This is a genomic window from Citrobacter sp. Cf118 (genome assembly GCF_030334095.1).
In the GTDB taxonomy this organism is placed as follows: Bacteria; Pseudomonadota; Gammaproteobacteria; order Enterobacterales; family Enterobacteriaceae; genus Citrobacter; species Citrobacter freundii.
Genome location: NZ_JAOWES010000087.1, coordinates 296,687 through 310,411, shown reverse-complemented (window position 1 = coordinate 310,411; position 13,725 = coordinate 296,687). Strand labels below are relative to the sequence as shown.

Annotated in this window: 12 protein-coding genes; 6 read left to right on the top strand and 6 right to left on the bottom strand. The window is 52.6% G+C overall.

Annotated features, from left to right (window positions below; translation table 11 throughout):
- Nucleotides 1–164: 164 nt before the first annotated feature.
- The 3 genes from OGX67_RS16730 to OGX67_RS16720 all read left to right on the top strand — a co-directional run bounded on the left by OGX67_RS16730 (nucleotide 165) and on the right by OGX67_RS16720 (nucleotide 3,207).
- Entirely contained in the window at nucleotides 165–887 is a 723-nt protein-coding gene (locus OGX67_RS16730) for a winged helix-turn-helix domain-containing protein (protein ID WP_003028928.1), read from the top strand.
- Nucleotides 884–2,374, top strand: coding sequence for a sensor histidine kinase (locus tag OGX67_RS16725; protein WP_003028927.1), 1,491 nt, complete (start codon nucleotides 884–886; stop codon nucleotides 2,372–2,374). The genes OGX67_RS16730 and OGX67_RS16725 overlap by 4 nt, the downstream gene beginning before the upstream one ends.
- A gap of 143 nt (nucleotides 2,375–2,517) precedes the next feature.
- Complete coding sequence (locus OGX67_RS16720; RefSeq protein ID WP_086529220.1) at nucleotides 2,518–3,207, top strand: CPBP family intramembrane glutamic endopeptidase; 690 nt, start codon at nucleotides 2,518–2,520, stop codon at nucleotides 3,205–3,207.
- Between the two features lie 30 nt (nucleotides 3,208–3,237).
- Here OGX67_RS16720 and ynfM read toward each other — a convergent pair whose 3' ends face one another.
- On the bottom strand, nucleotides 3,238–4,491 hold the full coding sequence (gene ynfM / locus OGX67_RS16715; RefSeq protein ID WP_003028925.1) for a multidrug efflux MFS transporter YnfM/SxtP(Kp): 1,254 nt from the start codon (nucleotides 4,489–4,491) through the stop codon (nucleotides 3,238–3,240).
- 107 nt (nucleotides 4,492–4,598) lie between these two features.
- Here ynfM and ynfL point away from each other — a divergent pair, with 107 nt between their 5' ends.
- From ynfL to bioD, 3 genes are all read left to right on the top strand, one after another.
- Nucleotides 4,599–5,507, top strand: coding sequence for a multidrug efflux transcriptional activator YnfL/SxtR(Kp) (gene ynfL / locus OGX67_RS16710; protein ID WP_003836337.1), 909 nt, complete (start codon nucleotides 4,599–4,601; stop codon nucleotides 5,505–5,507).
- 118 nt (nucleotides 5,508–5,625) lie between these two features.
- Nucleotides 5,626–6,846, top strand: a complete 1,221-nt coding sequence (gene mlc / locus OGX67_RS16705; RefSeq protein ID WP_003028923.1) for a sugar metabolism global transcriptional regulator Mlc — start codon at nucleotides 5,626–5,628, stop codon at nucleotides 6,844–6,846.
- A 125-nt stretch (nucleotides 6,847–6,971) separates the two neighbouring features.
- A complete protein-coding gene (bioD, locus tag OGX67_RS16700) occupies nucleotides 6,972–7,667 on the top strand; it encodes a dethiobiotin synthase (protein ID WP_257651471.1) in 696 nt (231 codons plus the stop codon).
- On the opposite strand, the gene clcB is transcribed toward bioD, so the two are convergent.
- The 5 genes from clcB to ynfE form a co-directional block, all read right to left on the bottom strand.
- The gene (gene clcB / locus OGX67_RS16695; protein ID WP_204583559.1) at nucleotides 7,623–8,912 is read right to left on the bottom strand and encodes a voltage-gated ClC-type chloride channel ClcB; all 1,290 of its coding nucleotides are present in this window, start codon (nucleotides 8,910–8,912) and stop codon (nucleotides 7,623–7,625) included. The two genes, bioD and clcB, sit on opposite strands and share 45 nt — an antisense overlap.
- A 119-nt stretch (nucleotides 8,913–9,031) precedes the next feature.
- A complete protein-coding gene (gene dmsD, locus OGX67_RS16690) occupies nucleotides 9,032–9,646 on the bottom strand; it encodes a Tat proofreading chaperone DmsD (RefSeq protein ID WP_204583557.1) in 615 nt (204 codons plus the stop codon).
- A gap of 42 nt (nucleotides 9,647–9,688) precedes the next feature.
- The gene (locus OGX67_RS16685; protein WP_130714666.1) at nucleotides 9,689–10,543 is read right to left on the bottom strand and encodes a dimethyl sulfoxide reductase anchor subunit family protein; all 855 of its coding nucleotides are present in this window, start codon (nucleotides 10,541–10,543) and stop codon (nucleotides 9,689–9,691) included.
- A gap of 1 nt (nucleotide 10,544) precedes the next feature.
- Complete coding sequence (locus tag OGX67_RS16680; protein WP_171859342.1) at nucleotides 10,545–11,162, bottom strand: DMSO/selenate family reductase complex B subunit; 618 nt, start codon at nucleotides 11,160–11,162, stop codon at nucleotides 10,545–10,547.
- A gap of 10 nt (nucleotides 11,163–11,172) precedes the next feature.
- Complete coding sequence (gene ynfE / locus OGX67_RS16675; protein WP_286526859.1) at nucleotides 11,173–13,611, bottom strand: selenate/tellurate reductase subunit YnfE; 2,439 nt, start codon at nucleotides 13,609–13,611, stop codon at nucleotides 11,173–11,175.
- Between the last annotated feature and the right edge of the window lie 114 nt (nucleotides 13,612–13,725).

Sequence of the window (13,725 nt, the reverse complement as noted above, 5' to 3'; positions counted from 1 at the left end):
AAGGAAAACAAAGCGACGTTTCCCTGTTGATGCCTGGTGTGTCTATAACGACATACTGCGCGTATGCGTATCCCTGGATCCTCACGAAAAGTTAAAAATTTTGTGATAACTTCCGCCCCTTGCCTGAGGTAAGCTTTCAGCACGACGAGAGGGGGATGACACTGATGGCAGGCGCGAAAAAGATATTTTTGGTGGAAGATGACAGCGATATTGCCTCACTTTTGCAGCTTAGCCTGAAGGATGAGGGTTACGAGATAGTTCATGAAGCGGACGGCACGCGAGCGCTTGAACAACTGGAGAAACACGTTTGGGATGCCGTTATCCTCGATTTGATGCTGCCAGGTGTCGACGGGCTGGAGATTTGTCGTCGCATTCGCCAAATGAGTTTTTATTTGCCCGTTATTATTATCAGCGCCCGGACCAGCGAAACGCACCGTGTATTGGGGTTGGAAATGGGGGCCGATGATTATCTGGCCAAGCCTTTCTCGGTGCTGGAGTTGATGGCTCGGGTGAAGGCGTTGTTTCGCCGTCAGGAAGCGATGAGTCAGAACCTGCGTATGGAGGCGGGGATTATCACCGTTCATGGCGTAGAGATTGACCCTTTAGCCCGGGAAGTTCGGCTGCATGGTAAATCCCTCGATTTGACACCGCGAGAATTCGATCTGCTCTATTTTTTCGCCCGTCATCCAGGCGAGGTCTTTTCGCGCCAGGCGCTGTTAGATCAGGTGTGGGGCTACCAGCATGAAGGGTATGAGCATACGGTGAACAGTCATATTAATCGTCTGCGGACCAAAATTGAAAAGGATGCTGCGGAGCCGGAAATTATTCTCACGGTTTGGGGACGAGGCTATAAGCTTGCTGCGGTTAATGCGGAGCATCAGCCATGATTTATCGCCTGTCGCTGAGCCAGCGTCTGACTCTGGTCTTTACCGCCATTATGCTGATTTGTGCGGTTGCCGTCAGTGCTGTCCAGGTTCGCAGTAGCAAACAATATGGCGACGCGATGGTGCAAAGACTCTCGCTGGAGCTGGCGAGCAAGATTGTCAAAAGTGAGTCGCTTATTGATGCCAGCGGGCAGGTTAATCGCCAGACCTTAAAAGGATTGTTTAATCACCTGATGACGCTCAACCCCAGCGTGGAGCTGTATCTGGTTTCACCATCAGGTGAAATACTCGCTGATGCCGCACCGCCGGGGCATATCCAGCGGCAGAAAATTAGCGTGCAGCCGATTCAGGATTTCCTTAACTCAGATGCGTTGCCCGTATATGGCAACGATCCGCGCAGCAGCCAGCAAAAGGTATTCAGCGCCGCGCCGGTTTTATATAACGGTGAGCTGCATGGCTATTTGTACATTATTCTGCAGGGCGAAGATCTGAATATGTTGGCGAATACCGCCTGGCAAAAAACGCTCTGGAATACCGTGGCCTGGACGTTAATACTGGTTTTATTAGCCGGCGGAATTGCAGGTTTTCTGGTGTGGCGATGGGTGACGAATCCAGTGAAAAGGTTGACTGGGCAGGTGGTCAAACTGGAACAGGACAGCATTAGCGTCATCAAACAGCTGGCGCAAAAAAATCCCGATCCGGCCCCGGCAAATGAAATTGCGTTGTTGAACAATGCGTTTATCGAGTTAGCGCAGAAAATTGCGCAGCAGTGGGATCTATTAGCGGACAGCGATCGTCAGCGCAGAGAGTTTATAGCCAATATTTCGCACGATTTACGCACGCCGCTGACTTCATTGCTGGGGTATCTGGAAATGCTGTCGCTGAAAGCCGATACGATGACGCCGGAGGAAAACCGGCATTATCTTAGTATCGCGCTGCGCCAGGGACATAAAGTTCGTCATCTGTCACAACAGCTGTTTGAGCTGGCAAGACTGGAGCATGGCGGTATAAAACCGCAGCGTGAACGTTTTGCTATTGGTGAATTGATCCAGGATGTGGCACAGAAATTTGATCTCCCTGTTGCCACGCGTCATTTGCAGTTGCACCTTGACGTAATGGGGCCGTTACCGCTGGTGAATGCCGATTTATCGATGATAGAAAGAGTTGTGACGAATCTGCTGGATAACGCTATCCGTCATACGCCTGACGGAGGCGAAGTGCGGCTAAAAGTCTGGCGTGATGCAGACCGTTTATTAGCCGAAGTGCAGGACAGCGGGCCTGGGGTAGAAGAAGCTGTGCGAGAAGTATTGTTTCAGCGCCCGACCGCGTTAGTTCCCCGTGAGCAGAGGGCTGAGCGCGGCGGCTTGGGCTTACTGATCGTGCGTAGAATGCTCGAGCTGCATGGAGGGGATATCAGCCTGGTTAGCTCAACGGCAGGGGCCTGCTTCCGTTTTTCGTTGCCGCTGGCGGATTCTCCCCTGAGTAGTTGACGGTGAAGTTCCGGAGTAAAGAGGGTTTTGGCATTGCCCCAATGGGCATTGCGTAAAAGTTGGTAGGTTGTCAGTGATAATGAGAATTTTTATCATGTATCAGTAATTCATCAACTTATCTTCGATGAGCGCAAGGAGATTGTATGTCACAGGATGCCGACAACCTGTATATCGCCAGGACCAAAGCAGTAGCTGGCTGCTTTTCAATGTTTTTACTGATGTTTGGCCTCACGTTTACCCCGTTGTTTTTCCCCGCGAGTCAGGACCTGCTTGCCAAAGGGCTACTTTTCCCGCTGTTGTTTGCATTGGAATTTGTTGTGCTGGTTCCGCTGTATTACTTCTTCTTCAGAAAAAGAGAGGGGCTGGGCAAAGGCATTTTCAACGCCAGGTGGTTTACCATTTTGTTCGCGGCGCTGCTGTTTATTCAGCTTATCCTGCCATTGATTTTGGGTCTCAGACAAACCGAAGCGTGGGTGACCAGCCAAATATCCTTAAGTAGTTACGCATTGTGGTTATCTACGTTGACTCTGATATTTATTGCGCCAGTTTATGAAGAAATTGTTTTCAGAGGCTGTTTATTCAACGCGTTCCAGTACTGGTTCAATAATAAAACCTGGCTGTCGTCAGTGGTGGTATCGGTCATTTTTGCCATCATGCATACGCAGTATGTGGATCTACGTACGTTGCTGATGTTGTTTCTTGTGTCGCAGGTTTTGATCATCGCCAGACTGAAAAGCAACGGCCTGTTGATGCCGATCATGCTGCATATAGTGATGAACGGGACGGTTATTGCTCTGCAAATTGGAGCCCAGACGTTACTGCTTGATTCATAAAGGCGATGCCCGGAATCCGGGCATCGGGGATTATACGTGCAGACGATGGTGCAAACGTGCGCCGACCAGCAACGCCAGCACCAGCATCAGGGCGATAAATCCGCCCACGCCGTTCCAGCCGTAGCTGTGCCAGAATACGCCGCCGAGCGTACCGGCAATACTGGATCCCAGATAATAGCTGAACAGATACAGGGAAGAAGCCTGGCCTTTAGCGCGTTTTGCCCGTGGTCCAATCCAGCTGCTTGCTACGGAGTGCGCGGCAAAAAAACCGGCTGAAAAGAGCAGCATCCCGGCGAAGATCAGCCATAGCGATGTGAACAGGGTCATCAACAGTCCAACCAGCATCACGCCAGTTGAAAAGAGCATTACCGGGCCACGGCCATAACGAGTGGTCATAGAACCTGCTTTTGGCGAACTCCAGGTCCCGGTCAGATACGCCACAGATAACAGACCGACAACCGCCTGGCTGAGCTCCCACGGAGAGAGCATCAGGCGGTAGCCGATGTAATTAAACAGCGTGACAAACGATCCCATCAGTAAAAAACCTTCCGCAAACAGCAGCGGCAAGCCTCTGTCGCGCCAGTGCAAGCGGAAGTTGATAAACAACGTTTTCGGGCGCAGCGACGTTGGTCTGAAATGACGAGATTCTGGCAGGATTTTCCAGAACATCAGCGCAGAGGCAAGGGCAAAACAGCCGATCGCCGCCAGCGCGATACGCCAGTTAAAAAAGTCGGTAAACACGCCGCTGATCAAGCGACCACTCATACCGCCAATCGAGTTACCGCTGATATACAAGCCCATTGAGAAGGCGACGAAACTAGGATGAATCTCTTCACTCAGATAGGTCATCCCTACCGCCGCGACCCCGCTCAGTGAAAGTCCTATCAGCGCCCGCATGATTAAAATACCGTGCCAGCTGGTCATCATTGTTGAAAGGAGCGTACAACAAGAGGCGAGCAGCAGCGCGGTAACCATCACCGGCTTGCGGCCAATAGCATCTGAAAGTGGACCGGTAAACAGTAACCCTATCGCCAGCATCGCCGTTGAAATGGAGAGCGAAATACTACTGCTGGCAGGAGAGACACCAAACTCGTGCGAAAGCACAGGCAGTATGGGTTGTACGCAATAGAGGAGGGCAAAAGTCGCCAGTCCGGCGGAAAACAGCGCCAGCGTGACACGCATAAATGGGGATGTTCCGCGTTTGATAAAACCATCCGGCGGGGTAACTATCTGTTCATCAACATCGCTTGTTGGCGCGGTATCGACAGTTGTTGTACGGCTCACTTGAAATCCTTGCTCATCCAATTACGTCTACAGGACCAGCCTTAAGAGTATGAAAATCACAATATTCTGTCTAATATATTAATAATCTCAAATAATATTTTTAAAATATGAATATCGAACTGCGTCATTTACGTTACTTTGTGGCCGTTGCCGAAGAGTTGCATTTTGGTCGGGCGGCAGCGCGATTAAACATTTCGCAACCGCCGCTAAGCCAGCAGATCCAGATCCTTGAACAGCAGGTTGGCGCCCGGTTACTTGCCCGAACTAACCGTAGCGTGGCGCTGACCTCTGCCGGAAAGCAGTTTCTTGCAGACAGTCGGCAGATCCTCGGGCTGGTTAATGAAGCCGCCGCCAGGGCTGAGCGTTTGCATTTGGGAGAAGCAGGGGAATTGCGTATCGGCTTTACGTCGTCGGCGCCGTTTATCAAAGCCGTTTCAGATACGTTATCTCTGTTTCGTCAAAGCTACCCGGCAGTGCATATGCAAACCCGCGAAATGAACACACGTGAGCAAATTGCCCCGCTCAATGAAGGGACGCTGGATTTGGGACTTCTGCGCAATACGCAGCTTCCGGAAACGCTGGAGCGTGAAATCATTCTGCATGAACCACTGATGGCGATGATCCCACGCGCGCATCCGTTGGCGCAAAAACCCGTGGTCACGTTGGCCGAGCTGGCGAATGAACCATTTGTCTTTTTTGATCCCCATGTGGGGACAGGGTTGTATGACGATATTCTTGGCCTGATGCGTCGCTATGGACTAAAACCGACGATTGCGCAGGAGGTTGGCGAAGCGATGACTATCATCGGGCTGGTGGCTGCAGGATTAGGGGTTTCTATACTTCCTGCTTCTTTTAAACGGGTGCAGCTATATGAAATGTGTTGGATCCCGATAGCGGAAGAAGATGCTGTCTCGGAAATGTGGTTAGTGTGGCCAAAGCATCATGAGCAAAGTCACGCCGCGCAACGCTTTCGTGAGCAGCTGCTGGCGGCCGTTCAGGCGATTAATTTAGTTTAAAAATGAGTGAAAATGTGCAGTAAATCACAAGGCTAAGTAAAAAGTTGACGGGAGCCATTGAAGTGCTTCACCATAGCCCGCAGATTATTTCGGAGCGCGAAAATAAAGGGAGTAAGTGGTGGTTGCTGATAGTCAGCCTGGGCATATCGATCAAATTAAGCAGACCAATGCTGGCGCGGTTTATCGCCTGATTGATCAGCTGGGTCCGGTATCGCGTATTGATCTCTCTCGCCTGGCGCAATTGGCGCCTGCCAGTATTACTAAAATTGTCCGCGAAATGCTCGAAGCGCACCTGGTGCAAGAGCTGGAAATCAAGGAAGCGGGCAGCCGTGGGCGTCCGGCAGTTGGGCTGGTTGTTGAAACGGAAGCCTGGCACTATTTATCCATCCGTATCAGTCGCGGCGAGATCTTTCTGGCACTGCGCGATCTTAGCAGCAAACTGGTGGTAGAAGATTGTCTTGAAATGGAGCTGGTCAGTGAAACACCGCTTCTGGAACGTGTTATTACCCAGGTCGACCAGTTTTTCATCCGCCATCAACAAAAGCTGGAACGCTTAACCTCCATCGCTATCACCTTACCGGGCATTATTGATACTGAAAATGGTATCGTGCATCGCATGCCATTTTACGAAGATGTCAAAGAGATGCCGCTGGGCCAGGCGCTTGAGAACCATACTGGCGTACCGGTCTATATTCAGCATGATATTAGCGCCTGGACCATGGCTGAGGCGCTTTTCGGCGCATCGCGTGGTGCGCGCGACGTCATTCAGGTGGTGATCGATCATAACGTGGGTGCCGGGGTGATCACTGACGGTCATTTACTGCATGCAGGCAGCAGTAGCCTGGTGGAAATTGGCCATACGCAGGTGGATCCGTACGGTAAACGCTGCTACTGCGGTAACCATGGTTGTCTGGAAACGATCGCCAGCGTCGACAGCGTGCTCGAACTGGCGCAGGTGCGCTTGAAGCAGTCAATGAGTTCTTCTTTACACGGACAACCGCTGACGGTAGACGCACTGTGTCTGGCGGCAATGCAGGGTGATTTATTGGCGAAAGATATCATTAGCGGCGTCGGGACCCACGTTGGCAGAATTCTTGCCATCATGGTGAATTTGTTCAACCCGCAAAAGATATTGATTGGGTCTCCGCTCAGTAAAGCGGCAGATATCTTGTTCCCTACCATCGCTGACAGCATTCGTCAGCAGGCGCTTCCGGCTTACAGTCAGCATATAGTCGTTGAAAGTACGCAGTTTACCAATCAGGGGACGATGGCGGGGGCGGCGCTCGTTAAGGACGCGATGTATAACGGTTCTTTGTTGATTCGTCTATTACAGGGTTAACATTTTTTAACTGTTGTACGAAAAATTGCGCTATCTCAAGCTGATCCTGGTCGTCATACCTTAGACTTTCTCCACTGTTTTATTTTCCTGACTTATATTTTCAAAGCATAACGGTGGAGTTAGTGATGCTGAAGCGTTTCTTTATTACAGGTACAGACACTTCTGTTGGGAAGACCGTGGTTTCCCGCGCATTACTACAAGCGTTAGCGTCAGGGGGTAAAAGCGTTGCGGGTTACAAACCTGTAGCCAAAGGCAGCAAAGAGACGCCCGAAGGTCTGCGCAACAAAGATGCGCTGGTGCTGCAAAGCGTGTCCACTATCGAACTGCCTTACGAAGCGGTCAACCCGATTGCGCTCAGCGAAGACGAAAGTAGCGTAGCGCATAGTGGTCCGGTCAATTACACCCGGTTATCCAACGGTCTCGCAAGCCTCAGCGAAAAAGTCGATCACGTTGTCGTGGAAGGCACCGGAGGCTGGCGGAGCTTGATGAACGATCTGCGTCCGTTATCGGAATGGGTGGTGCAGGAACAACTGCCGGTGCTGATGGTGGTGGGTATCCAGGAAGGCTGTATTAATCATGCCATCCTCACCGCACAGGCGATTGCCAGCGACGGACTGCCGCTAATTGGCTGGGTCGCGAACCGAATCAACCCGGGGCTGGCGCATTATGCGGAAATCATTGATGTGCTGGGCAAAAAATTACCTGCCCCGCTTATCGGTGAACTGCCTTATCTGCCTCGTGCAGAGCAGCGTGAGCTGTCGCAGTACATCCGTCTGTCAATGCTCGGCAGCGTGCTGTCGGTAGATAGAGTCGTGGCGTAACGTACGCGACAGCACCGACGCCAGGACACAGGCAATCAGTAATCCGGGGAGCAGGCGATACTCCCCGGTCATTTCACAAACCATCAAGGTCGACATTATTGGTGCATGCGTGGTAGCCGCCAGCAGCGTGGCCATCCCCGTTAAGCCCAGCAAAATGACAATTTCATCCGAGCCCGGAAACCATAATCCCCATACCTGACCCAGCAGCATGCCCACCGACAAGCCGACAAACAGCGTTGGCGTAAACACGCCACCTGGCGCACCGGATCCACTGCTGGCAAGCACCGCCAGTAATTTGCAGATAAAAATCCCGCTAACTACGGCCAGCAGCGGTGGCGAAAGTAAATATGACTGCACCACGCTGTAGCCATTACCCCAGACTGCAGGCGTGAGCAATGAAAGCAGGCCAACGATCAACCCACCAAGCGCCAGTTGCCACGGCGGCGAGAGTTTTAAGCGCAAAAAACCATTATGGCTGGCGGTCATCAGCCACATGAAGAGCGGTCCGCAGATGCCAGTAGCCAGACCGGTGCTGACAATCATAACGTATTCCAGAGTATGCAATTCCCGAGACAGGTGCACGGTATACAGCAGTGCATTGCTGTCGCTAAGCAGATTGGTGGTGAGTAATGCGACTACGGCGGACACCACTACCGGTCCCAGTGATGCGAGGATCAGCGTGCCAAACAACACTTCGGCAATAAATAAACTGCCCGCCAGCGGGGCATGATAGGCTCCGGCCATACCCGCTGCGGCGCCGCAGGCAATCCATAACTTCCATTCTGTACGTGGGGTAAAGCGTTGAGCAAAGCAGGAAGCCGCCAGCGCCGCCAGTAAAATCATGGCACCTTCGCGTCCGATAGCGCTCCCGCTGGCGACAACCAGTAACGAGGCCAGCGATTTCACCAGGCTGGCACTGACGTCAAATTGTCCGTCGGTTTGTAGGGCTTCCATATAATCAGTGGGAGCCTGTGGGCGTAAACGGTTAAATTTTTGCCAGCCCCACAGCAGTAATCCAGCCGCCAGACCGCCGAGTGCAGGTGTCAGCATACGCCTTAAAGGCGAAAGGTTTGTCGCAGCGTTGACCAGACTCCCCGTGTTATTGCTCAGAAACAACCCTTCGAGAAGCAGCATGGCATGACGAAATCCTGCGACGGCCAGCGCAGAAAGGACGCCAATCAACGCGGCGATCAGCAGACGGCGGAACATGGCGCGCAGGTCAGGATAAGCATGTAAATGATGCATGTGTGGCCAGAGAGGAAGTTTCAGACGTTTTATTTTGCGGCTATTTGACAACAGAAGCAAAAGCTCAGCGTGCGCAACAGGATGCACCACAGGCAGTATGCATCCTGCCTGTGACGAAATTAACGAAACAAAGGCTTATCGGCTACCGGGATCAGTAACTGTGATTGCCACTGTGCCAGCGTCAGACGCGCCAGCTCACCCAGCGCCTGGTAGAACGGGTGATCGGCTTTTTCGATAAACACATTAAGGAAGCGCGATGACCATGGGAACAGATGCCAGGCCAGCAGCTGTTCGCACTCGGTGTGGCGTTCGTTTTCAGCAAGCCAGGCCGTCAGCAACAGTAGTGAACCAAAGTGATCTTCTGGCTCATTTTGCTGCATAGCAAACTGGATACCGTTGTCCCGCATCCACTGACGCAGAGCCAGCGTGGAGTCGCCAAACAACACGTTTTCACGATCCAGCCAGACGGATCCCCAGGGCGGAGAAGGGAGCGCATAAGGGCCAACAAACAGACGTTGCCAGGCCTGCGGGAGAGACTCATCGGCCTCAGCCTGAAACTGTGCGACTAACGGCGAAAGCGTTGTCTGTTCAAGCGGCCACTGCGCCTGCCAACCATCGTTGCTTAACGCACTGACCAGTGCCGAAGCTTCGGCACTGTCTGGGGCATAGTAAAACAGCGCGCCGAGCACACGCGCTGCGGTGGAAAAGTTGTCACGTTGTGAAAAATGGGTCATGCAAACAATCCTGAACAGTGCGGGTTGCCCCGCACCCGAAAATTAACCTGCGACAGCCATTCCGACTGTCATATGTAAACCGTAAAACAAGCCGCGGCCAATGATTTCACCGGCGAGGACGGACACTAAGCCCAGCGCCAGTCCGCCGACGGACGGTTCTTTGCGACGGACAAGCGGGCATATCCAGCAGCCCAGCCCCGCAACCAGCAGGAGGATGCGCCAGACCTGCAGGCTTGCGTAGTCGGGCACCAGCGCGCCGGCGTTTTGTACCGAACTGTGGATTTCGCCGAGCGACAGTCCCTGCAGCACAACAACAGCCACGGTCACCAGCAGGGCCAGCACGCTGATACCGGCGAATCTGGCAGGGCTGCAGGAAACACCCGCAGCCCGCAGCAGCAGGGCGGCAAACAGCGGACCGCTCAGCAGCATCGTCATGAAAAACGCCAGTGTAGTATAGCCGTTATACCAGGTTGGGACGGTGTCTATCTGGTAGACGTTGGTCATCGCATAGACAAATACCAGGCCCAGCAACATGCTCAACAGTAGCCAGATTTTACCTAACGTCGCGGGCATTTTACCGAGAAACGCAACCAGCCACCACAGGCCACCGACGGCGAAAAACAGCGAACCGCTGGCAATTTCGTTACTCAGCGCCGATGCGCCAATTCTGTTCAGCGAGTTAAATGCGCGCAGCGGCGAACCTAAATGCATGACCGAGGCGAGAAAGGCGATGCCCATCACCAGCCACAGAAAAAACATACTGCGAACGATACGTTGTTTTACCCGCTCGTCTTTAGCGGTCAGCCAGCCGTAACCACTTACGATCAGCGCCCCGGCCACGCACTGGCCGAGCACCGTAAACAGGACCAGTGGCCATTCATGCCATCCATTGCCCATTTTACACCTCCTTTGGATTAGCCAGAAAACCCGTGGTATCCCCGGTCGGGCGGCAATTGGCGTTGGGTTTGATCACAATACTCGGTCTGGTGAAGTGCGCACTCGGCAGCGGGGCGACGGCTGCCAGATCACCATATTTTTTGCGCAGCTCATCAATGGGACCGAAGTCCAGCGCACGCAGCGGACAGGACTCGACGCAGACAGGCTTTTTGCCGTCTGCCACGCGGTCATGACAGCCATCGCACTTGGTCATATGCCCTTTGGCGGCATTGTACTGCGGTGCGCCGTACGGACAGGCCATGTGGCAGTAACGACAGCCAATACACACATCTTCATCAACGACCACAAAACCATCATCACGTTTATGCATAGCCCCGCTGGGGCAAACCTTGGCACAGGCCGGATCTTCACAGTGGTTACAGGCAATGGAGAGGTAGTAGGCGAAAACGTTCTGTCGCCAGACGCCGTTGTCTTCCTGCCAGTCACCTCCGGCGTATTCGTAAATCCGGCGGAAACTGACGTCGGGCGTGAGATCCTTGTAGTCTTTGCAGGCCAGTTCGCAGGTTTTGCATCCGGTGCAACGACTGGAATCAATAAAAAATCCATACTGAGTTGTCATGGGTTAGTCCTTAAACCTTCTCGATCTCGACCAGATTAGTGTGCTGTGGGTTGCCTTTTGCCAGCGGTGAAGGGCGCTGTGTTGTCAGCGTATTGACGCAGGCGCCATGATCAATTTTGTCGCCGGTCATATCGGCATCGTGCCATGCACCCTGGCCCATTGCGCTGACGCCAGGCAGGATCCGCGGCGTCACTTTGGCCGCAATACGTACTTCACTGCGGTCGTTAAAGACCCGCACCATATCGCCATTTGCAATACCACGCTTTTGGGCATCGACAGGGTTGATCCACACTTCCTGACGGCAGGACGCCTGCAGAACATCGATATTGCCGTAGCTGGAGTGCGTACGGGATTTGTAATGGAAGCCAAACAACTGCAGCGGAAATGCGCTGCGTTTCGGATCATCCCACCCTTCAAACGTAGAGGCGTAGACGGGAAGCGGGCTAATTACTTCGTCCTTTTGCAACTCCCAGGTGCTGGCTATTTTCGCCAGTCGACTGGAATAAATTTCAATCTTTCCGGACGGTGTTTTGAGCGGATTGGCCTGCGGATCGTCGCGGAATTTTTTATAAGCGACAAAATGCCCGTTAGGGTCTTTACGTTTATAGATCCCCATTTTTTTCAGCTCGTCATAGGAAGGCAGCGCGGGGTCTTTGGCCAGCATTTTTGCATATAGATACTGGAGCCACTGTTCCTGAGTACGGCCTTCCGTAAAGCGTTGATAGATATCATTGCCAAGGCGTTTGGCGACTTCGCTCATTATCCAGTAGATCGGTTTACGCTCGAACTTCGGTGATGTCGCGGGTTGAATAAAAATGAGGTATCCCATGTTGCCCGCATAGTCGTTAGGAATAATGTCTTCCTGTTCGACGGTCATTAGGTCCGGCAGCAGAATATCGGCATATTTGGCTGAGGATGTCATGAAGTTTTCTATGACAACTATCATTTCGCATTTCGTATCATCCTGAAGGATCTCATGCGTTTTATTGATATCTGAGTGCTGATTAGTAATGGTGTTGCCCGCGTAGTTCCAGATAAATTTAATCGGTACATCGAGCTTATCTTTCCCGCGCACGCCATCGCGGGTTGCGGTCATTTCCGGGCCACGAGCGATGGCGTCGGTCCAGCTAAAGCAGGATATCTGGGTCTTGATGGGATTCTCCGGCAGCGGCATGCGTTCAATCGTGATGGTGTAGGTTGATTCTCGTGCACCGCTATTGCCGCCGTTGATGCCAACGTTGCCGGTCAGGATAGGCAACATCGCGATCGCGCGTGAGGTCAGTTCGCCGTTAGCCTGACGTTGCGGACCCCAACCCTGACAAATATATGCCGGTTTTGTGCTGCCGATTTCCCGAGCCAGTTTGATAATGCGATCGGCGGGGATCCCGGTGACATGCGAGGCCCATTGGGGCGTTTTAGCGATACCGTCATCGCCGTTGCCAAGTATATAGGCCTTGTAATGTCCGTTAGCGGGGGCGTCGGCGGGTAGGGTTTTCTCGTCATAACCAATGCAATATGTGTCGAGGAACGCCTGGTCGACAAGATTTTCGTTAATCATAACCCAGGCAAGCCCCGCCACGAGTGCGGCATCGGTTCCCGGGCGGATAGGGATCCACTCATCTTCACGACCCGCAGCGGTATCGGTATAGCGCGGATCAATGACGATCATCCGGGCATTAGATCGCTCCCGGGCCTGTTCAAGGAAGTACGTTATTCCGCCGCCGCTCATGCGCGTTTCGGCAGGATTATTGCCAAACATTACTACCAGTTTCGTGTTTTCGATGTCGGATGTGCTGTTGCCGTCATTTGAGCCGTAGGTATAGGGCATTGCTGCTGCGATTTGTGCGGTGCTGTAAGTGCCGTAATGACTCAGAAATCCGCCATAGCAGTTCATCAGGCGAGCGACCAGCGAGGCATAAGGAGAGGAGCGCGTAATGTTGCCGCCTACAATGCCTGAGGTGTAATTAATATAAACAGCTTCATTACCGTATTTCTCCACGGTATTTTTTAAACTGTCACTGATGGTATCCAGCGCTTCCTGCCAGGTTATACGTTCGAATTTTCCCTCACCACGTTTGCCTACGCGCTTCATCGGATAGTTCAGGCGATCCGGATGATTGATCCGTCGGCGGATTGAACGCCCACGCAGACAGGCACGAACCTGGTGCTGACCATAAATATCGTCTCCGGTCGTATCGGACTCCACCCATACGACTTCGTCATCTTTGACGTGGAGTTGCAGGGCACAACGGCTGCCGCAGTTTACGGAGCACGCGCCCCAAACCACTTTCTCTTCAGCCGGTTGTATCGCTTGTTGTACCGCAGCGGCGGCGGTGCGCATTCCGAAAGGTAATGACAGCCCGCCTGCGGCAAGCGCCAGCGAACCGATAGCCGAGGATTTCACTAACATCCTGCGGCTGATGCCTCCATATTGCTCAATATCAGACATAACTCACTCCATTATAGTTATCGCTATATATTAATCTCTATATCGAAATTAATAGCATGCTAATAATGGAGTGAGTTTACCCATTTATGAGTATGTCATCTTAATGCATATCAA

Bases quoted from the DNA above. Each gene is read 5' to 3' on its own strand.
- OGX67_RS16680 (WP_171859342.1), bottom strand. From the start codon at position 11,162: ATGACAACTCAGTATGGATTTTTTATTGATTCCAGTCGTTGCACCGGA.
- clcB (WP_204583559.1), bottom strand. From the start codon at position 8,912: ATGCATCATTTACATGCTTATCCTGACCTGCGCGCCATGTTCCGCCGT.
- bioD (WP_257651471.1), top strand. From the start codon at position 6,972: ATGCTGAAGCGTTTCTTTATTACAGGTACAGACACTTCTGTTGGGAAG.
- OGX67_RS16685 (WP_130714666.1), bottom strand. From the start codon at position 10,543: ATGGGCAATGGATGGCATGAATGGCCACTGGTCCTGTTTACGGTGCTC.
- OGX67_RS16730 (WP_003028928.1), top strand. From the start codon at position 165: ATGGCAGGCGCGAAAAAGATATTTTTGGTGGAAGATGACAGCGATATT.
- dmsD (WP_204583557.1), bottom strand. From the start codon at position 9,646: ATGACCCATTTTTCACAACGTGACAACTTTTCCACCGCAGCGCGTGTG.
- OGX67_RS16720 (WP_086529220.1), top strand. From the start codon at position 2,518: ATGTCACAGGATGCCGACAACCTGTATATCGCCAGGACCAAAGCAGTA.
- OGX67_RS16725 (WP_003028927.1), top strand. From the start codon at position 884: ATGATTTATCGCCTGTCGCTGAGCCAGCGTCTGACTCTGGTCTTTACC.
- ynfE (WP_286526859.1), bottom strand. From the start codon at position 13,611: ATGTCTGATATTGAGCAATATGGAGGCATCAGCCGCAGGATGTTAGTG.
- ynfL (WP_003836337.1), top strand. From the start codon at position 4,599: ATGAATATCGAACTGCGTCATTTACGTTACTTTGTGGCCGTTGCCGAA.